Genomic DNA, 17,869 nt, shown 5'->3' with positions numbered 1-17,869 from the left:
CCAGTTGAACCCAGCCGTTCACTCGCCCCAGCTGTTCACTCACTCCGTCGGTCGGCGTAGGCGCGCAGATCCTCGACCTGTGCGGCGTCGAGTGACGGTCGCACCCGGGTGCGGGCGTCGACGACGTCGTCGGCGGTGACGGTCGCGGCGTCGATGTCGCGGCGCATGGCTGCCAGTGCCGCCTCGCGCAGCAGCGCGGCGCAGTCGGCGGCCGAGTAGCCCTCGAGGTCGGCGGCGAGCGCGTCGAGGTCGATGCCGTCGGCCAGGGGCACCTTGCGGCCCGACGTGCGCAGAATCTCGGCGCGGGCTTGCGCGTCCGGTGGCGGGACGAAGACCAATCGCTCCAGCCGGCCCGGACGTAGCAGTGCCGGGTCGATGAGGTCCGGCCGGTTGGTCGCGCCGAGGACCACGACGTCCTGCAGCGGCTCGACGCCGTCGAGTTCGGTCAACAACGCGGCCACGACGCGATCGCCGACGCCCGCATCGGTCGACTGGCCGCGACGCGGGGCGAGGGCGTCGACCTCGTCGAGGAAGATCAGCGACGGTGCCGATTCGCGTGCCGCGGCGAACAGGTCGCGCACCGCTTTCTCCGACGACCCGACCCACTTGTCCATCAGCTCGGCGCCCTTGACCATGTGCACCGAGAGCATGCCCGACGCCGCGAGCGCGCGAACGACGAAGGTCTTGCCGCAGCCGGGTGGTCCGTAGAGAAGCACACCGCGCGGCGGCTCGACGCCGAGCCGCGTGAACGTGTCGGGGTGCTGGAGCGGCCAGAGCACGGTCTCGGTGAGCGCCTGCTTCGTCTCGGTCATGTCGCCGACGTCGTCGAGGGTGATGGATCCGACCGCGACCTCGGGGGTGCGTAGCCGCGAGACGGGTCGGATGACGTCGAGTGCCCCGACGAGATCATCGTCGGTGAGTGAGGGCGCCGCATCGGTAGCGCTTGCCCTCGCGGCCGCACGCAACGCAGCTTCGCGCGCGAGCGCAGCCAAGTCGCCTGCGACGAAACCCGGTGTGCGCGCGGCGATGTGGTCGAGATCGAGTGCACCGTCGGTGGGTACTCCGGTGAGGATCACCCCGAGTATCCGTGCGCGCCGGGCGGCGTCGGGTAGCCCGATGACGAGTTCGCGGTCGCACAGGTCGGGAGCGCGTAGGCGTTCGTCGAGCCCCGCGGGTTCAGCGCTGGTGACGATCAACGCGATGTGGTCGTCGGACGTCGACGTCGCGTCGGTGGGGCTGATCGCTGCGCGCAGTTCGTCGAGGATCAACGTCGAGACCGGCTCGGACTTCGCGGGCAGCAGGGCGTCGACGTCGGTGATCAGTAGCACCCCCGAGCCGGAGCGTCGGAGATCGGCGATCGCGTCGCTGACCGCGCGGAGGCGGGCCGAGGCCTCGAGCGATCCGATGGTCGGTCCGTCGATCGTCGTCAATGTCCTTGCGGCACAGACGGATCGCACAAGCGTCGCCTTCCCGGACCCTGCCGGACCGGAGAGCAGCACGCCGAGTCGGGGAGTGGCCCCGAGCGCGCGCAGCACGCCTGGCTCGTCGAGCGTGATGCTCAGCCACTCGGTGAGTTTCGCGACCTGCGCGTCGACCCCGACCAACTCCGACGCCGGGCGCACCACGTGCCCCGGCGATTCCGCACCCGGCGGTGTGGTGAGCCAACCGCGCCCGACTCCACCTGCTGCCGCGCCGACGGCGCCGCGACTCTCGCCGACAACGCCGGGACTCGTGTCCGCGGCGCGTGGTGCTGCACCGACGGCACCGCGTGTGACGTCGACGCCATCCGACGCCCACAGCACGGCAGTCGAGGGCTGCACGCTGACCGGCGACCCGGGATCGGTCGCGGTGACCGTCAGCAACTCGTTGGTCCACGTGATGCCGACCGACAACGTGAGCGCGCGGGTGGCGGCGCTCGCGGTGAGTTCCGGACCGAGGTCGCGTGGAAGCAGCGACACCGCATCCCCGACCGACAGCACCTTGCCGAGGAGCGCACGCCGCAGCGTCGCCTCGTCGACGCCTCGACTCGCAACAGCAGAACCGGTCACGACGACCCGTGCCGCACCGTGCACGGCAACCCCGGAGAGCACGACGGAAGCGTTTTCCTTGATGCCCGCGTTGGAGAACGTGATGTCGTCGAGCAGTAGCGTGCCGGTCGGCGTCCCCGACGGTGCTGCCGCGACGACGGCCGCGGTGACCCGTGCACCCGTGATCGACACCGCGTCCCACTCACGCAATCCGAGCGCCGTCAGCGCTTCGGGATGAGCGCGGACGATCCCGCGGCGCGAATCCGCAGCCGACGTATTGAGCCGAGCGGTCAGCGTGAGCTGCGCGTTCACCTGGCTTCACCGCCGGCCGGGGCATCGGTGACAGGGACGTCGGAAGCAGGGGCGTCGGAAGCAGGGGCGTCGGACACTGTGGTGTCGGAAACCGGGGCGTCGGAAACACTGTGGGGCGCCGTGGGTTCAGAGCCCGGGATGTGCAGGCCGAGTCGCGCGGTCGACTTGCGCGGTGGCAGCGTGCGGCGCGGCTGGCCGCGGGCGATCGCCCGACGTTCTGCCCGGCGCTCGGCGGGCGGAGCTTCCCAGTGTTCTGGCCGCGCCTGTACCCAGCGTCGACTGCGCCAGGCGAACGGAATGTGCACGGCGTATGCCGCCACCAGGATGATCATCAGCACGTATGGGTAGGTCAACAGCAGTGCTGCGCCGATCGCGACCAGGATCAACAGGCCGGCAAGCTTGCGCGGGTGCACAGACGACGTCTTGAGCGATGCTGTCGGAACTCGACTGACCGCGAGCAGCGCCACTATGACCAACCACAATCCGACGACCAGCGGCGAGGTCCACCATCCGTCGCCGAACTGCTGGGCGAGTCCGATCGGCAGCAGGGCCACCAGGGCTGCTGCGGGCGCGGGGACGCCGACAAAGAAGTCACGGGTGTAGCCGGGGGCATCGGTGTCGTCGAGCAGGGTGTTGAACCGCGCGAGCCGCAGCACGATCGCGCAGCAGTAGATCAGCGCGAATCCCCAGCCGAGGTCGTGTCCTTGCAGCAGATACAGGTACACGATCAGCGCTGGCACGACGCCGAAGTTGATGGCGTCGGCGAGTGAATCGATCTCGGCGCCGATCTTGGTTGTCGCGCCCATCAGCCGGGCCACGCGGCCGTCGATGCCGTCGAGTAGGGCCGCGGCGACGACGAGTGCCATCGCAAGGTCGACGTTGTCGTTGATGACAGCGCGTACCGCCGTCAACCCCGCGCAGATCGCGAGAATCGTCAGCGCCGACGGTACGAACATCCGCCCCGCGGCGGCCTGTCGCCGCAGTCTGCCCTGCTCGTCGTTCGACGCCGAGCCCCGGGGGACTCGACGTCGCGTCGACCTCATCGACGGATTGCGGTAGTGCAGCGGTGTGCGGTCTACGCCCGCTCGATTGTTGGTCGGCATGTCACCCGCCGTCGCGGACGCGGGTGGTATCCGAGGTACTCAGCGTGGCGAGCGGGGTCTCGGCGCCGACGGTGCGCTGCCCGACCAACACTTGTTGCTTCGTACCCGGCGGGAGGTAGACGTCGACGCGTGAGCCGAATCGGATGAGTCCGTAGGTGTCGCCGATGGAGAGGTGATCGCCGACCTTCGCGGTGCAGACGATTCGACGCGCAAGCAGGCCAGCGATCTGCACGACGACGATGTCGGAGTCGCGGGGTGTCGGGTCGGGATCGTCGCCGACGTCGGGGCGCACGACCATCGTCGTGCGCTCGTTTGCCGAACTCGCCTCCGGGAGGTCGGCGGACACGAACGAACCGGGCGTGTGCGTCACCGACAGCACGCGACCGCTGATCGGGACGCGCTGCACGTGGACGTCGAAAATCGACAGGAACGTCGAGACGCGCGGTCGGGGCTGGTCGCCGAGACCCGATTCCGCTGGGGGAACGGCGTCGTCGACGAGGCTGACGATTCCGTCTGCCGGAGCCACCACGACGCCCGGCTCGGTCGGCGGAACCCGTGAGGGATGCCGGAAGAAGGCTGCGCAGGCTCCTGCCGCGGCGGTCGCGGGTACCGCGATCCACCGATGTCGCCGACCAACCACCGCCACCGCCGATGCCGCGGCGACGAAAGGGAGGCCCGCCGGGTGGATCGGGGGAAGGGTCTCGCGCGCAAGAGCAACGAGGTGCGTCGGGGTCAGGCCGGAACGGATCGGACCGTCGGATTCGGTTGCCGGATGTTGTGCTGATGCGTCCGGTCGCGGGCGCCTGGCCACCTGATCATCCTCCCGAGTCGGTCGCGCCGGAATTGCCCGTCGCGTCCGTACAGCTTAGCGATGCCAGACAGCTGCGGTTCCGGGGTCTGGGGGTCGCAGACGTCACAGAACGACGACGTCGACGACCGAACCCGCAGGCAATGCGGTGGTCGCGGCCGGGATGTCGATCAACGCGTTCGCCCCCGCGAGGTAGCGCAGATGATGCGACCCCGGCGGACCTATCGGCTCGACGACCAGCCGGCCGTCGACGCCAGGGAGCAACGACTCGTCGACGACTCCGCGCATGAACTGCCTTTTGCCCTCCGGTGATCGGATGTCGCTGCCGAGCGTGGCTGCGACGTGCGGACGGTCGGGTGGCAGACCCATCGCCGCGCGCAGGGGAGGACGGATGAACACCTCGAACGACACGAGTGAACTGACCGGATTTCCCGGCAACGTGATGATCGGGACGCGACGGCCGGCCGGGTCGAGGTGATGCCCACACCCCTGCGGCATCCCGGGCTGCATGGCCACCTTCACGAACTCGACCGGTCCGGCGTCGAGTGCCTCCTTGACCACCTCGTACGCCCCGGCGCTCACGCCGCCGGAGGTGATGATCAGGTCCGCGTCGGCCGACGCCTCGTCCAGGCGCTCGAGGAAGTCCGCGACGTCGTCGGGAACGAAGTGAACGTGCCGTGCCAGTGCGCCCGCCTCGGTGAGTGCTGCGGTGAGCATGGCGCCGTTGGATTCGTAGATCTGCCCGTGCTGCAACGGTTTTCCCGGCTCGACGAGCTCGGAGCCGGTCGACAGCACCACGACCCGCAGCCGTCGGGCAACCGCGACGTCGGCGAGGCCGAGCGCCGAGAGGAGTCCGATCTGTGCCGCCCCGAGCACCGTGCCGGCGGGTAGCGCGACGTCGCCGCGCGCGATGTCGGAGCCTTCGCGTCGAATGTGCTTTCCCGCCTCGACGCCCGAGCTGAACCCGACCGTCGAGTCGGGCACGTGGTCGACCGAGAAGTCGCCGTCGGTGAGCTCAACCGGCACAACGGCATCGGCGCCGGCGGGCAGCGGTGCACCGGTCATGATCCGTGCGGTCGTCCCCGGTGCGAGTGTCACCAGACCCGTGCGGCCGGCAGGAATGTCGTCGACGACGGGCAGCCGGACCGGCTCCGTCGCACTGGCACCGGCGATGTCGTCGGCCCGCACCGCGTATCCGTCCATCGCGGAATTGTCGAAGGCGGGCATCGCGAATGCCGCGACGGCGTCGTCGACGGTGGCCATACCCAGCGCATCCGCAACCGCGACGCGGACCGTTTCCGGAGGCCCGAACAGCTCGCTGACGATCTTCTGATGCTCGGCGACGGAACGCATTGGCCCAGCATGCCACGTAGATCGAGCCCGTCCTGCGCTCGCGCCCGACGGGCACTAGATTCGATGCATGACGCTGGGGCTGCTGCTCGACATCGACGGGGTGATGGTCACCTCGTGGCATGCGCTGCCCGGCGCCGTCGAGGCGATCGAAGAACTCTCCGAGCGCGGCTACCCGCGAATGTTCTTGACCAACACCACATCACGGTCGCGATCACAGATCGCCGAAGCGCTCGGCAACTGCGGATTCGAGGTCGAACCCGACGAGATCCTCACCGCCGCCAAACTCACCGCCGAATTCCTGGCCCGCAACTATCCGGGCAAGCTCGCGTGGGTTCTCAATGAGGGACCGATCGCCGAGGACATGACCGGCGTGCCACTCACCGACGATCCGAACGAAGCTCAGGTCATCGTGCTCGGCGGCGCCGGGCCGGTGTTCACACACACTGCGTTGTCGACAGTGCTGGAGAAGATGCTCGCCGGTACCCCCGTCGTCGCGATGCACCGTTCGATGATCTGGTCGACGGCCCGTGGACTCTCGATCGACACCGGCGTCTACCTCGAAGGCCTCGAGAAAGCCTCGGGACGAAAGATCCGCGCGATCGGCAAGCCGTCGCCACTGGGTTTTCGCGCCGCCGTCGAACTCATGAATCTCGAGCCGACCCAGGTGGTGATGGTCGGCGACGACATGCACAACGACGTCCTCGGCGCCCAGGCCGCCGCACTCATCGGCGTGCTGGTGCGCACGGGCAAGTTCCGCGAGGACGCGCTGCGCGCCCTGCAGCGCGACGAGTTCGGGCCGGTGCCCGACCACATCATCGACTCCCTCGCCGACCTCCCGGCCCTGATCGAGAAGCTCGACGGCGCCTGAGGCGCCCACTCGACCGTCTGGGGCGCCCACTCGGCTGTCTGGGGCGCCCACTCGACCGTCTAGAGCGCCCACTCGACTGTCTAAGGCGCCCACTCGACGCGAAGTGCACCCGTCGACTGTGCGCTCGAGAGCGTCGACTGGGCGCTGTATCCCGTCGACTGGGCGCTGCACTCCGTCGACTGGGCGCTGTATCCCGTCGACTGGGCGCTGCATTCCGTCGACTGTGCGTTCAGGCGGCCCGGGCGGTGCTCGACTCGGCGGCGCGCTTGATCTTGCCGAGGGTCTCGGCCATCCCGACCTTGAGCTCCTCCTCGAACGAGTCGGAGCCGCCGAACACGAGGTCGACGAGCGTCGACGACACCTTGGTGGTCTTGCCGCCCGCGGCTTCCCGACGTTCCGTCACTGTCACGCCGCCCGACTGGTTCGGCTCGATGGTGTAGCTCCACACGGTGTGGTTCTCCGCGACGCGGAACCCGATCTCCTGGTTGGGTGCGAACCGCACGACCTTCGACGTCGTCGGCCACGCGAGCGGTCCGCGACGGTTGATGTTGACGGTGCGGGTGCCCAGCTTCACCGGCCCGCCGATGATGAACATCTTGGCGCACTGCGGACTCCACTCACCCATGCGGGCGAGGTCGGAGATCACGGACCAGACCTGCGTGGGCGTGGCGTCGATGTCGATGGACTCTTCGATCAGTGCGGCGGTCATGGTTCCCCCGGGTTGTGCGTTGCGGACGGTCGATGACCGACGGTGTCGCCGGTCACAGCTCGCATCACCCTAGAACGCCTATTGTCGGACAGTCAATAAGGCTCAGACGATGAGCACGGTCCCGATCATCGCCGCGACGCCGACGAAGACCGCGGCAGAGATCCATCCCGCGGGATGCGCGTCGTTCTCGAGCAGGATGGTCCCGAGCTTGCCGGGCGTGAGCCAGTCGATGAGCACGAATGACCACATCATCACCGCGATGGTCAGCACCGCGTAGGCGAGCGTGTAGAGCAGCGCCTTCCACAAAACGAGGGTCACCGTGTCGACCACCGAGGCGACCAGCACGAACGCGATTCCGACGACCATCGACGTCGTCAGGATCATCGCGTTGCGGTTGTTGTCCACCCAGACGAGCTGCCGAAGTCGGCCCGGAGTCACGAGGTCGAGGGCACCGAACCCGACGACCATGAGCGCAACCCCCAGGAGGCTGAACGACGCACCCCAGGCCAGATTGGTGCCGAACACTGCGTCCACCTGTGATCTCCCCTCGTCGCCGACCCTCTGGTCGGTGCGTGGTCGCCGGTGCACGCGGGCGCGACACCCACGAAAACCCTAACCCGCGACGACCCCTGCGAGCCCGAGGTTCTCACGCAGTGTCCGACCCGGATATTCGGTCCGATACACGCCGAGGTCTTGGAGCTCGGGAATCACGTCGTCGACGAAGCGGTCGAGGCCGCCGGGAGTGACGTGCGGAACGAGGATGAAGCCGTCACTCGCGTCGGCCTGCACGAAGCGGTTGATCTCGTCGGCGACGGTGCGCGCCGAACCGACGAACGCCTGACGCCCCGTGACCTCGATGATCAGCTCACGCGTCGTGAGCTTCTTCGACTCGGCCAACGCGCGCCAGCGGGCTGCGACGTCGCGTGGGTCCTCGTGGATACGCACACTGGCTCGCCCCTTCGCGACGGTGTTCTCGCCGGGCAGCGGGTCGATGCTCGGCAGCGGGCCGTCGGGATCGTGGTCGTGGAGGTCTCGATTCCAGAGTTGCTCGAGGAACTTGATCGCGGTCTGTCCGCTGACCTGCGCGAGTCTGATCTCGTGCGCGAGTTCCGCCGCGTCGGCATCGGTGTCTCCGACGACGAACGTCGCGGCGGGCAGGATCAGCAGATCCTCCGGTCTCCGCCCGTGAGCGGCGAGACGCCCCTTGACGTCGGCGTAGAACGCCTTGCCGTCGTCGAGCGTCGAGTGTCGCGAGAAGATCGCGTCGGCGCGCGCGGCGGCGAACTCCCGCCCCTCATTGGAATCGCCCGCCTGGAAGATCACCGGCCTGCCTTGCGGGCTGCGCGGCACCCCGAATGTCCCGCTGATGTCGAACTGCGAGTCGAGGTGCGCGAACTGGCCGGCGTGGGGCCTGCGTAGGAATTCGCCTGCGGACCGATCGGCGACGATGTCGTCGCGTTGCCACGAATCCCACAGCTCCACAGCGGTTTCGAGGAACTGCCGTGCCCGCACGTAGCGCTGATCTGCGGGAAGATATCCGCCGCGGCGGAAGTTCTCGCCGGTGAACGCATCCCACGATGTCACGACGTTCCAGGCGGCGCGACCGTCCGAGAGGTGGTCGAGCGACGCGAATTGCCTTGCCACCTCGACGGGTTCGTTGAACGTCGAGTTGATCGTTCCGGCGAGTCCGAGGTGTTCGGTGACGGCCGCGAGTGCGGCGAGAATCGTGAAGGTGTCGGGTCGTCCGACGACGTCGAGGTCGTAGATCTTGCCGTTCTGCTCGCGCAGCCGGAGCCCCTCCGCGAGGAAGAGGAAGTCGAACAATCCGCTCTCCGCGGTCTGCGCGAAGCGCGTGAACGACGAGAACTCGATGTGGCTCCCGGCGGCTGGATCACTCCAGACCGTCGTGTTGTTGACGCCGGGGAAGTGTGCCGCGAGGTGTACCTGCTTGGTCATCGGACACCGCCTGACACGGTCGCACGTGAGTATCGATTGACGGGATGGCGCAGACCCAAGGTCTCCCGAAGGGTGTGTGCTCCTGAGGTTTTCGCTTCCGAGTCGACGACCAGACCGCGTCGACGCAGCTCGGGGGCGAGGTCGTCGGCGATGCGGCGTAGGTCGTGCCCGATCGCGGCCGGGTGCAGCCGGATACCCTGTACCGCACCTGTACGCTCCTCGATGAGGTCGGCCAATCCTGCTGTGGTGCCGACGAATTCCTGTGTGCCGTCGTCGAAGTGAGTGCCGAGCCAGTCGTCGTACTGCGCTCGACGACCAGCCGCCGACGCCTGCGTGTCGTCGAGGTAGACGACGAGATCGTCGTAAAGTCGCAGGTCTTCTCGGCGATTGCTGTCCGACGTTGCGAGCACCCCGTCGAGCGTCGCGCGGTCATCCGGACTCGTGAAGAACCCGATATCGGCGCTGCCGCTGAGTAATTCGAGTGACGCGGGATCGCCTGCCGACACTGTCGTCGCGATGAGCGGCTGGCCCTGTGGGGGGCGTGGTGTGATCGACGGCCCGCGCACGGAGAAGAACTCGCCCTCGAAGTCGATGTAGTGCAACCGATCCCGGTCGATGAAGCGTCCGGTGGCGACGTCGCGGATCTCGGCGTCGTCCTCCCACGAATCCCACAGTCGGCCGATCACCTCCGCGTACTCGGCAGCTTCTCGATGCAGCGCAGCGCGATCCGACGCCACCTCGACGTCCCGACGCCCGAACAGGGAGACGTTCTCGGGCCGGTCGTCGACGGCCAGCACGACTCCCGCACGTCCACCGCTGACGTAGTCGAGCGTGGCGATCGCCTTCGACGTGTGGAATGGCTCGGTGTGTGTCACGGTCACGGTGGGCAGTAGCCCGATTCGCGAGGTGAGCGGCGCGATACGTGCCGCGATCAGCACGGTGTCGAGCCTGCCGTTGACGAGGTCGGTACGCACCGGCGGCGCGGCGGCCGACGACTCGCCGGGCAGTAGCGGCCGAGGCTCGAATCCGTCGTCGAGCGTGACGAGATCGGCACCAGCGCGTTCGGCGGCGACGATCGCGTCGCGCCAGTAGCTGGCGCTGAACAGTGCGTCCGGTCTGGCCTCCGGGTCTCGCCAGGCGGCCGGGTGTCGACCGGCGCCACGCAGTCCAATGGCCAACGACAGCGTTGAATCACTCACGACTCGTCTCAACGGTCGGCCCGCTCGAGCCTCTTCCCGACCGCGACCAAAAGATCAGCGTGAGCACAACCGTTCTCTCGATCGTCATATGGGTGCTTACTGGGACATTGCGGACTGGGAACAGAGCTGCCGAAATTCGAGCTGCGGGAGTGACGATGAGCTGGTTGTCCAAGGTGGGCGGGTTGTCGCAGATGGTCGAGACGCACCACCTGATGTTGTTGCGCGGAGCCGCGGGCCTGACGCCCGAATCGTCGGCGGCGTGCTACCCGGGATTCGGCGACGTCGACGCTGGCGTCAGCACACAGACCGCTCACACCAACCCCCAGCCTGTCCGCCGATGACAGCGAAAGGCGCTGCGCCGCTGCCACTCTCAGTCCTCGACCTTGCGCCGGTCAGTGAGGGGTCGACTCCCGCAGAGGCGGTGCGGCGCAGCATCGCGCTGGCGCGCGCCGCCGAGGGGTGGGGCTACCGACGCTTCTGGCTCGCCGAGCATCACTTCGTCTCGGTCGGTTCGTCGTCGACCGCCACGCTGATAGCCCTGGTCGCTGCCGCGACCGAGTCCATTCGGGTCGGCAGTGCGGCAGTGCAACTCGGGCATCACACGGCGGCGTCGGTCGTCGAGGCGTTCGGCACCATCGACGCCGTGTTTCCCGGCCGCCTCGACCTCGGGCTCGGGCGATCGGGGCAGAAGCGCACCGAAGCGCTCGCCGCGGCAGCGGCTGCGCCCAAGGGGCCGAAGGGGCCGCCACCCGCGGCCGAACCCGAACGCGTCGTCGACGGCCTGCTCCTACCCGAACCGTTCGTCCTCGCGAGCATTCTGTCGTCACCGCTGATCGGTGCCACCGCGGCGGCACTGGAGTTCGAGGGTGCCACGCAGCCCGACTTCGCCGACGCCGTCTCCGATATCCTCGCGCTGCTCGACGGTGGCCTGCGCGTCGGCGACGTCGAATTGCACGCTGTCCCAGGCGAACACGCCGACGTCGAGGTCTGGGTATTCGGTAGCAGCAAGGGGCAGAGCGCGCAGGTTGCAGGCGCCGAGGGTCTGCCATTCGTCGCGAACTATCACGTCAGTCCCGCAACGGTTATCGAGGCGGTCGAAGCCTACCGTGCCAACTTCCGTCCGTCGGCCCGACTGCGTGAGCCATACGTGGTGGTGTCGGCGGACGTCGTCGTTGCCGACGATGATTCGACCGCAACACATCTCGCGTCGACCTACGGCCACTGGGTGCACGACATCCGGACCGGTCGGGGAGCGCAGCCCTACCTCGATCCCGATAGCGCGGCGCCGCTGACCGATGAGCAACGCGCCGTCGTCGACGACCGGATCCGGACGCAGTTCGTGGGCTCGCCGTCGACCGTCGCCGAGCAACTCGACACCCTGGCACGCGTGACCGGCGCCGACGAACTCGTGATCACCAGCGTCACACACGATTTCGACGACCGGCTTCGTTCCCATCAGCTTCTGGCAGCAGAATGGGGGCTCACCGACTCACGTCGATGAACCCCCATTCGGTGCGAACCTAGTTGACGGTCACCATCTCGTAGTCGCCCAGCTTGCTCGAGAGCAGGCCGAGGTGTTCGTCGGCGTCTCCGAGCGTGCGAGAGATCGCGGTGAGGCGTGCAACGTAATGTCCCACAGGGTATTCCGCTGTCATGCCGATGCCGCCGTGCATCTGGATCGCCTCCTGGCCCACCTTGCGTGCCGAGCGGCAGATCTGCAGCTTCGTGCGGCTGTAGACCGACGGGTCGTCGACCTCGTCGTTGAGAGACGCCGTCGCGTACAGGCTCATGCTGCGTGCCAGCTCGAGCGCGACGTACACGTCCGACGCGCGCTGCGTCAGCGTCTGGAAGGTCTTCAGTGGCACCCCGAACTGCTTGCGCGACTTGAGGTATTCGGTCGTCAGTTCCATCGCGCGTTCCATCGCACCGACAGCCTCGGCGCACTGAGCCGTCTGCGCGAAGATGTCCGCGTAGGCGATCGCGTCGGACTGATCGCCGTCGGCCAGTTCGATCGCCGGGGCGTTGGTGAAGCTCACCCGGGCGGCACGGCGATCGTCGTAGGTGCGGAAACCGTCGACGGTCACACCCGACGCGTCGGCGTCGACGATGAACAGTCCGATGGTTCCGTCGGTGCGGCGGGCGCTGACGACGAACTTCTGTGCCACGTCACCCGCGAGGACGGGGTACTTCACTCCATCGAGAGTGACGCCGTCACTTGCGCCGGTCGCCGTGGTGGTGACTGCCGCTGCGGGCCAACGATCTTCGGGTTCTGCGTGTGCGTATCCGAGCAGCAGCCGCCCCTCCGATACCTCTGTCAGCAGACTGGTACGGCGGTCGCCGGATGCGACCTTGTCGATGACGACGCCCGGCAACAACGCGCCGTACAGCAGTGGCTCGGGTGCGAGGCTGCGACCAACCTCGCCCATCAGCGCGCTGACCTCGACCGGCCCTGCACCGGTGCCGCCTGCGTCCTCGCTGAACGGCAGTCCGAGGATGCCGATCTCGGCAAGCGATTCCCAAATCGACGTCGACCAGCCCGTGTCGGTCTCCGACACGGCGCGGATCTTCTCGATGTCATAACTCTTGAACACGCTGCGGACGGTGTCGCGCAGCAGTGACTGCTCTTCGGTGAGCTCGAAATCCATTGTGTTACTCCAAGTGTGGTTGTCGGGCTACAGGCCGAGGATCGACGACGAGATGATGCTGCGCTGGACCTCCGACGAACCGCCGTAGATGGTCACCTTGCGGTAGTTGAGGTATTCGGGCACCGCGAGCTGCGCCCACTCCGGAGTTCCGACGCCCGGCGCGTCAACGGCCAATCCGCGCGCGCCCGCAACATCTGCGAGCAACTCGGTTGCCGACTGCTGCAGCTCACTGCCACGCAGCTTGACCAGTGACGACACCGGATTCGGCTTGCCGTCGGCAGAGCCTGCGACGACGCGCAGCTGGGTGACCTCCAGCGCGAGCAGTTCGGTTTCGAGTTCGGCGAGGCGCGCGGCGAACAGCGGGTCGTCGAGCAAGGTGCCGGTCGCGGTCTTCGTTGCGGCGGCGAGCTTCTTGGCCTCGGCGAGCTTGGTCTTGGTCCAGCCGACGCGTGCGATACCGGTGCGCTCGTTGCCGAGGAGGAACTTGGCGTAGGTCCAGCCGGCGTTCTCCTCGCCGACGAGATTCTCGACAGGCACCTTGACGTCGTTGAAGAAGACCTCGTTGACCTCGACGCTGCCGTCGATGAGCTTGATCGGACGCATCTCGATGCCCGGGGTGTCGAGATCGATGAGCAGGAAGCTGATACCCGCCTGCTTCTTGACGTCGGGGTCGGTGCGCACGAGGCAGAAGATCCAGTCGGCGTACTGTCCGAGCGTGGTCCAGGTCTTCTGGCCGTTGACGATGTAGTGGTCGCCGTCGCGGACCGCGCGGGTCTTGAGTGACGCGAGGTCGGAGCCGGCCTCGGGCTCGGAGAAGCCCTGGCACCACCAGATGTCGAGGTTGGCGGTCTTCGGGAGGAATCGTTCCTTGATCTCCTGTGAACCGAACGTCGCGATGACCGGTCCGACCATGTTGACGTTGAACGTCAGAGGATCGGGCACGAAGTTCAGGCTGAGTTGATCGTGGTAGATGTTGCGCTGGATCGGCGTCCAATCGCGGCCACCCCACTCGCTCGGCCAGCCGGGTGTGGCCAAGCCTTCGGCATTGAGGATGCGCTGGGTGGTGACGATGTCGTCGGGCAGGTTCAGCGTGCCTGCAGCAGCACGCTGACGGATCTCCTCGGGGATCTTCGTCGTGAAGAAGCTCTGGAGTTCTTCGCGGAACTTCTGTTCATCTGAATCGAACTTCAAGTGCATGTAACCAGTCTTACCCTGTGGCACCTGTAGTGCGAAAGTGCGGCCCCGCGAGATTCCGCCAGATCGTGACCTCAAACCGTGGTCGCCACGGTCTGAGTTCCAACCGTAGCGAGTCCGTGCCTCGCGCTCAGTGTGACGTCGACTCAGGGCCGAACGCGGTCCTTCCTGGTCCGCGTCCACGCGGTGACCAGTGCGCCGAGCACCGTGATGGCGAGGACATACGCGACGTAGCAGACGACGGTCTCTTGCAAGCCGATGTGCGACACCACGAGTCCAGCGATCACGGCGGGAACGCTGAAGGCGATGTAGCTCGTGATGAAGACTGCCGAGAACACCTGTCCGCGCTGATGCGACGGGGTCTGATTGCTCAGGTTGTCGAGTGCCCCGAGGAACGTAGCCGCGAAACCGGAACCCGCGATGATCGATCCGACGATGTACAGCGGAAGCATCGACGTGAGGACGCCTGCGAGGGAGATGATCGCGCCTCCCGCGAGCGCCGGATAGCCGTAGGTCAGTTTAGTATTGGCGTCCCAGGTTGTGATCGCCAGAGAGGTCACCGCGCCGGAGGCGAAGAACACGAACAGGACGGCGCCCGCGGCCCCGTGGTTGGTGATCCCGAACACGCGCGCCACCACGGACGAACCCAACGAGAGGTAGAGGCCTCCCATCGACCAGGTCGCCACGAATGCGGGGATCGCCGCGAAGAACAGCTTGCGCAGGGCCGACGGCACCGACGCCTGCGGTGCGAGGGTTCGCCACACGTGGCGGCGGGAATCGAAACCGACGCGTTCCGACGTCTCCGGGACGATCAATAGCGCGACCAGCAGGATCGCGAACACTGCCAGCGTGACCTCGTAAACGAGGATTCGCGGCGCGGGTGCGTACTGGACCAACACGCCGGCGACGACGACTCCGGCCGCCAGTCCGATGGTCGGCCCCGCGCCGGTGATTGCCGAGCCCAGGCGCTGCGACGGTTGCATGTCGACGACGGTCGCGGTCAGCGTGCCGATCGCCGCTCCCGTCGCGAGTCCCTGTAGGGCTCGCGCGGCGATCAGGAGTCCGACGCTGTCGGCGACGACGAACAGCACCATGCTTCCGATGAGCAGTACGAGCGCGACCGCGAGTACGGGGCGTCGGCCGATGTGATCCGACAGCGACCCGACGGTGAGCAGGCTGACGAGCATGGTTGCGACATAGATCGCGAAGACCACGGTCAGGGTGAACGGCGAGAAGCCCCATAGCTGCTGGTAGACGGGATAGAGAGGGGATGGGGCAGCCGAGGCGAACAGGACCGTGATGATGGTTGCGGTGACGATCCAGAACGCGCGATGCGGATGCAGCGGCCGTGCGCCGCGGCGACGTCGAGCTGTGTTCTCCAACGTGGCTGTCACGACCGTACCTCCTAAGGCAAAGCTGGCTGCATTAAGGCCAATGTATGTGGTCGCGGTTGTAAAAGCAACGCTATTTGCAATAATGGTGACATGGCTGGAACGTCGCAGGCAACGGGTGGTTCGTCGACGCAGAGTGCGGCGTCGACGACTGCTCCATCAACGGCCCCATCGCACGGCAAGCGGCCCGGTGGCCGTAGCGCTCGCGTGCAGAGCGCGGTCTTCACGGCAGTCGGCCAGCTCGTCGGTAGCGGAGAACGCGAGACGATGACCATCCCGCAGGTCGCAGAGTTGGCAGGCGTGAATCCCACGAGCATCTATCGACGCTGGGGGACAATTGGCGATCTGCTCGAGGAGGTCGCGGTCGCTGCTCTGACGCAGGGAGAGGAACTGCCCGATCACGGCACACTCGCCGACGACCTCGGCGACTGGTCGCGGATCATCGCCGCCGACATCGGCCGTCCCAAACGTCGTGCGTATCTGCGGGCGATGGCGTCGGCTCGCGACGGCATCGTCGAGGTGTGTCCGTGTTGGGAGATCCGACGGCAACAGGCGACGGAGATGATCGAGCGCGCCGGCGCGCGCGGGGAGAGCACACCCAGCGTGCGGCAGGTGCTCAACCACATCATCGCCCCGCTCTACCACCACGCCGTGTTCGCGCTGCCGATCGACGACGAGTACGCCACCGACCTCGCGGCCGACGTCATGGCCATGGTCCGGTGAGTCGGGGTCCGGTGAGTCGGCATGCGGCGAGTGGTTGCGAACTGATCCGGTCCTGACGGCCGTCCGGTACGGCTAGGCTTCGGGCCATGCAGCACGTACATGCCTTTCGCGACGACGCGCTGGGCGAACTCGACGGCGTCGGCGTCGGCGCGGCCATTGCCGCAGGCGAGATCTCGGCGGTCGAAGCGGTCGACGCCGCGCTCGATCGCATCGACGCGGTGAACGCGACGCTCAACGCTGTCGCCTTCGACGATCGCGAGCGCGCCCGCAAGCGTGCGATCGATACCGATTTCGGTGCGGCGTCGTTCGCAGGGGTGCCCTCGATCGTCAAGAACAACACCGACTTTGCCGGAATCCCGACTCGTAACGGTTCGGCCGCTACTCCCGATACCCCCGCATCGACCACGGAACCGCTCCTCGAACAGCTCGTCTCGACCGGCGTGAACATCGTCGGAGCGTCGACCTTGCCCGCGTTCGGACTCACCGCGACAACGGAGTTCGTCGACAGGCCACCCACCCGCAATCCGTGGAACACCGAATTCTCCTGTGGCGCATCGTCGGGAGGGTCGGCTGCACTTGTCGCGGCAGGCGCGCTTCCGATCGCGCACGCGAACGACGGAGGCGGATCGATCCGCATTCCCGCGGCAGCCTGCGGGCTGGTGGGTTTCAAGCCGAGTCGGGGACGGCTGTTGCTGACAGCGGAATCCAAGCAGATGCCGATCGATCTGATCGCCAACGGAATCGTGAGCCGCTCGGTGCGCGACACCGCACACTTCCTCGCCGATGCCGAAAAGTATCGACCTGCAGCCGATCTGACCGCCATCGGTCTCGTGACCGGCGAGGGTCGACGCCGCTTGCGCATCGCGATGATGACCGAACCGATCACCGGACAGCTACTCGACCGCGACACCGAGAACGCGGTGGCGGGTGTCGCCGAACTGCTCGAGTCGCTCGGACACGGCGTCGAACATGTGCCGGTCCCCGTCGACAGGCGATACGTCGACGACTTCACCGAGTACTGGGCGCTGCTGGCATTCTTCATCGACCACTTCGGAAAGCGTTCCTATGGCAGGGGATTCGACCGCTCGCAGCTCGATGCGTTCACGCGTGGACTGTCGCGGAAGTATCTGCGGCGCATGTGGCACACCCCCGCGACCGTCCGTGCCCTCAAGCGCTCCACGGCGATGTTTCGGGAGATGTTCACGCGGTTCGACGTCGTGCTCTCGCCAACCCTTGCGTACACCACTCCGGAGATCGGATTCCTCGATCCCGCAGGCGATTTCGACGTCGTCTTCGATCGATTGATGCGTTACGTCTCGTTCACGCCGATCAACAACACCTCCGGTACGCCGGCAGTCAGCCTGCCCCTGGCGCAGTCGTCGGTGGGAATGCCTGTCGGAGTGCACTTCTGCAGCGATGTCGGCGACGAACGGACGCTGTTTGAGCTGGCATACGAGCTCGAAGCGGCCCAGCCTTTCGCGCGGATTCAGGACGCGGGCGCGACTGCTGGTTGAGCCCGCCCACCGGTTCACAGCACGATGCCGGGCACTCGATCTCGATCGAGCGCCCGGCATCGTCCGG

At 67.1% G+C, this 17,869-nt stretch carries 16 protein-coding genes; 5 read left to right on the top strand and 11 right to left on the bottom strand.

Annotation, left to right across the window (positions count from 1 at the left end; translation table 11 throughout):
• Nucleotides 1-35 precede the first annotated feature (35 nt).
• The 4 genes from ACRVY7_RS05060 to moeA form a co-directional block, all read right to left on the bottom strand.
• Nucleotides 36-2,339 (bottom strand): AAA family ATPase, encoded by a 2,304-nt coding sequence (locus tag ACRVY7_RS05060; protein ID WP_431816214.1) that lies wholly within the window; start codon nucleotides 2,337-2,339, stop codon nucleotides 36-38.
• Nucleotides 2,336-3,442, bottom strand: a complete 1,107-nt coding sequence (locus ACRVY7_RS05055; protein WP_431816213.1) for a CDP-alcohol phosphatidyltransferase family protein — start codon at nucleotides 3,440-3,442, stop codon at nucleotides 2,336-2,338. The genes ACRVY7_RS05060 and ACRVY7_RS05055 overlap by 4 nt, the downstream gene beginning before the upstream one ends.
• Before the next feature lies 1 nt (nucleotide 3,443).
• Nucleotides 3,444-4,253, bottom strand: a complete 810-nt coding sequence (locus ACRVY7_RS05050) for a phosphatidylserine decarboxylase (protein WP_431816212.1) — start codon at nucleotides 4,251-4,253, stop codon at nucleotides 3,444-3,446.
• Between the two features lie 102 nt (nucleotides 4,254-4,355).
• Complete coding sequence (gene moeA / locus ACRVY7_RS05045; protein ID WP_431816211.1) at nucleotides 4,356-5,603, bottom strand: molybdopterin molybdotransferase MoeA; 1,248 nt, start codon at nucleotides 5,601-5,603, stop codon at nucleotides 4,356-4,358.
• Between the two features lie 67 nt (nucleotides 5,604-5,670).
• On the opposite strand from moeA, the gene ACRVY7_RS05040 reads away from it, so the two are divergent.
• Complete coding sequence (locus ACRVY7_RS05040) at nucleotides 5,671-6,471, top strand: HAD-IIA family hydrolase (RefSeq protein ID WP_049697580.1); 801 nt, start codon at nucleotides 5,671-5,673, stop codon at nucleotides 6,469-6,471.
• A 229-nt stretch (nucleotides 6,472-6,700) separates the two neighbouring features.
• Here the strand turns inward: ACRVY7_RS05040 and ACRVY7_RS05035 are convergent, their stop codons facing one another.
• From ACRVY7_RS05035 to ACRVY7_RS05020, 4 genes are all read right to left on the bottom strand, one after another.
• The gene (locus ACRVY7_RS05035; protein WP_431816210.1) at nucleotides 6,701-7,180 is read right to left on the bottom strand and encodes an SRPBCC family protein; all 480 of its coding nucleotides are present in this window, start codon (nucleotides 7,178-7,180) and stop codon (nucleotides 6,701-6,703) included.
• A 102-nt stretch (nucleotides 7,181-7,282) separates the two neighbouring features.
• Nucleotides 7,283-7,714, bottom strand: coding sequence for a DUF350 domain-containing protein (locus ACRVY7_RS05030; protein WP_005206677.1), 432 nt, complete (start codon nucleotides 7,712-7,714; stop codon nucleotides 7,283-7,285).
• Between the two features lie 78 nt (nucleotides 7,715-7,792).
• The gene (locus ACRVY7_RS05025; protein WP_431816209.1) at nucleotides 7,793-9,136 is read right to left on the bottom strand and encodes an NtaA/DmoA family FMN-dependent monooxygenase; all 1,344 of its coding nucleotides are present in this window, start codon (nucleotides 9,134-9,136) and stop codon (nucleotides 7,793-7,795) included.
• A complete protein-coding gene (locus ACRVY7_RS05020; protein WP_431816208.1) occupies nucleotides 9,133-10,335 on the bottom strand; it encodes an LLM class flavin-dependent oxidoreductase in 1,203 nt (400 codons plus the stop codon). The genes ACRVY7_RS05025 and ACRVY7_RS05020 overlap by 4 nt, the downstream gene beginning before the upstream one ends.
• A gap of 155 nt (nucleotides 10,336-10,490) precedes the next feature.
• On the opposite strand from ACRVY7_RS05020, the gene ACRVY7_RS05015 reads away from it, so the two are divergent.
• A complete protein-coding gene (locus ACRVY7_RS05015) occupies nucleotides 10,491-10,676 on the top strand; it encodes a hypothetical protein (protein WP_431816207.1) in 186 nt (61 codons plus the stop codon).
• Nucleotides 10,673-11,836: an LLM class flavin-dependent oxidoreductase gene (locus ACRVY7_RS05010; RefSeq protein ID WP_431816206.1), complete on the top strand. Its 1,164-nt coding sequence runs from the start codon at nucleotides 10,673-10,675 to the stop codon at nucleotides 11,834-11,836. Before ACRVY7_RS05015 ends, ACRVY7_RS05010 begins: the two co-directional genes overlap by 4 nt.
• A 19-nt stretch (nucleotides 11,837-11,855) precedes the next feature.
• On the opposite strand, the gene ACRVY7_RS05005 is transcribed toward ACRVY7_RS05010, so the two are convergent.
• From ACRVY7_RS05005 to ACRVY7_RS04995, 3 genes are all read right to left on the bottom strand, one after another.
• On the bottom strand, nucleotides 11,856-12,980 hold the full coding sequence (locus ACRVY7_RS05005) for an acyl-CoA dehydrogenase family protein (RefSeq protein ID WP_431816205.1): 1,125 nt from the start codon (nucleotides 12,978-12,980) through the stop codon (nucleotides 11,856-11,858).
• A gap of 27 nt (nucleotides 12,981-13,007) precedes the next feature.
• The gene (locus ACRVY7_RS05000; RefSeq protein ID WP_431816204.1) at nucleotides 13,008-14,177 is read right to left on the bottom strand and encodes an acyl-CoA dehydrogenase family protein; all 1,170 of its coding nucleotides are present in this window, start codon (nucleotides 14,175-14,177) and stop codon (nucleotides 13,008-13,010) included.
• A gap of 143 nt (nucleotides 14,178-14,320) precedes the next feature.
• The gene (locus ACRVY7_RS04995) at nucleotides 14,321-15,568 is read right to left on the bottom strand and encodes an MFS transporter (RefSeq protein ID WP_431816203.1); all 1,248 of its coding nucleotides are present in this window, start codon (nucleotides 15,566-15,568) and stop codon (nucleotides 14,321-14,323) included.
• 90 nt (nucleotides 15,569-15,658) lie between these two features.
• Between ACRVY7_RS04995 and ACRVY7_RS04990 the strand changes: the two genes are divergently transcribed.
• Together ACRVY7_RS04990 and ACRVY7_RS04985 are read left to right on the top strand one after the other, a co-directional pair.
• On the top strand, nucleotides 15,659-16,288 hold the full coding sequence (locus ACRVY7_RS04990; RefSeq protein WP_235434281.1) for a TetR/AcrR family transcriptional regulator: 630 nt from the start codon (nucleotides 15,659-15,661) through the stop codon (nucleotides 16,286-16,288).
• An 86-nt stretch (nucleotides 16,289-16,374) separates the two neighbouring features.
• Nucleotides 16,375-17,802, top strand: coding sequence for an amidase (locus ACRVY7_RS04985; protein ID WP_431816202.1), 1,428 nt, complete (start codon nucleotides 16,375-16,377; stop codon nucleotides 17,800-17,802).
• Nucleotides 17,803-17,869 lie beyond the last annotated feature (67 nt).

Source organism: Gordonia jacobaea, from assembly GCF_965344965.1.
Classification (GTDB): Bacteria; Actinomycetota; Actinomycetes; order Mycobacteriales; family Mycobacteriaceae; genus Gordonia; species Gordonia jacobaea.
The sequence above is the reverse complement of the archived record's forward strand: the minus strand, read 5'-3'. Positions and strand labels throughout refer to the sequence as shown.

Coding starts and splice junctions, on each gene's coding strand:
- ACRVY7_RS05055 (WP_431816213.1), bottom strand. CDS start 3,442: ATGCCGACCAACAATCGAGCGGGCGTAGACCGCACACCGCTGCACTAC.
- moeA (WP_431816211.1), bottom strand. CDS start 5,603: ATGCGTTCCGTCGCCGAGCATCAGAAGATCGTCAGCGAGCTGTTCGGG.
- ACRVY7_RS05040 (WP_049697580.1), top strand. CDS start 5,671: ATGACGCTGGGGCTGCTGCTCGACATCGACGGGGTGATGGTCACCTCG.
- ACRVY7_RS05035 (WP_431816210.1), bottom strand. CDS start 7,180: ATGACCGCCGCACTGATCGAAGAGTCCATCGACATCGACGCCACGCCC.
- ACRVY7_RS05025 (WP_431816209.1), bottom strand. CDS start 9,136: ATGACCAAGCAGGTACACCTCGCGGCACACTTCCCCGGCGTCAACAAC.
- ACRVY7_RS05015 (WP_431816207.1), top strand. CDS start 10,491: ATGAGCTGGTTGTCCAAGGTGGGCGGGTTGTCGCAGATGGTCGAGACG.
- ACRVY7_RS05010 (WP_431816206.1), top strand. CDS start 10,673: ATGACAGCGAAAGGCGCTGCGCCGCTGCCACTCTCAGTCCTCGACCTT.
- ACRVY7_RS05005 (WP_431816205.1), bottom strand. CDS start 12,980: ATGGATTTCGAGCTCACCGAAGAGCAGTCACTGCTGCGCGACACCGTC.
- ACRVY7_RS05000 (WP_431816204.1), bottom strand. CDS start 14,177: ATGCACTTGAAGTTCGATTCAGATGAACAGAAGTTCCGCGAAGAACTC.
- ACRVY7_RS04990 (WP_235434281.1), top strand. CDS start 15,659: ATGGCTGGAACGTCGCAGGCAACGGGTGGTTCGTCGACGCAGAGTGCG.
- ACRVY7_RS04985 (WP_431816202.1), top strand. CDS start 16,375: ATGCAGCACGTACATGCCTTTCGCGACGACGCGCTGGGCGAACTCGAC.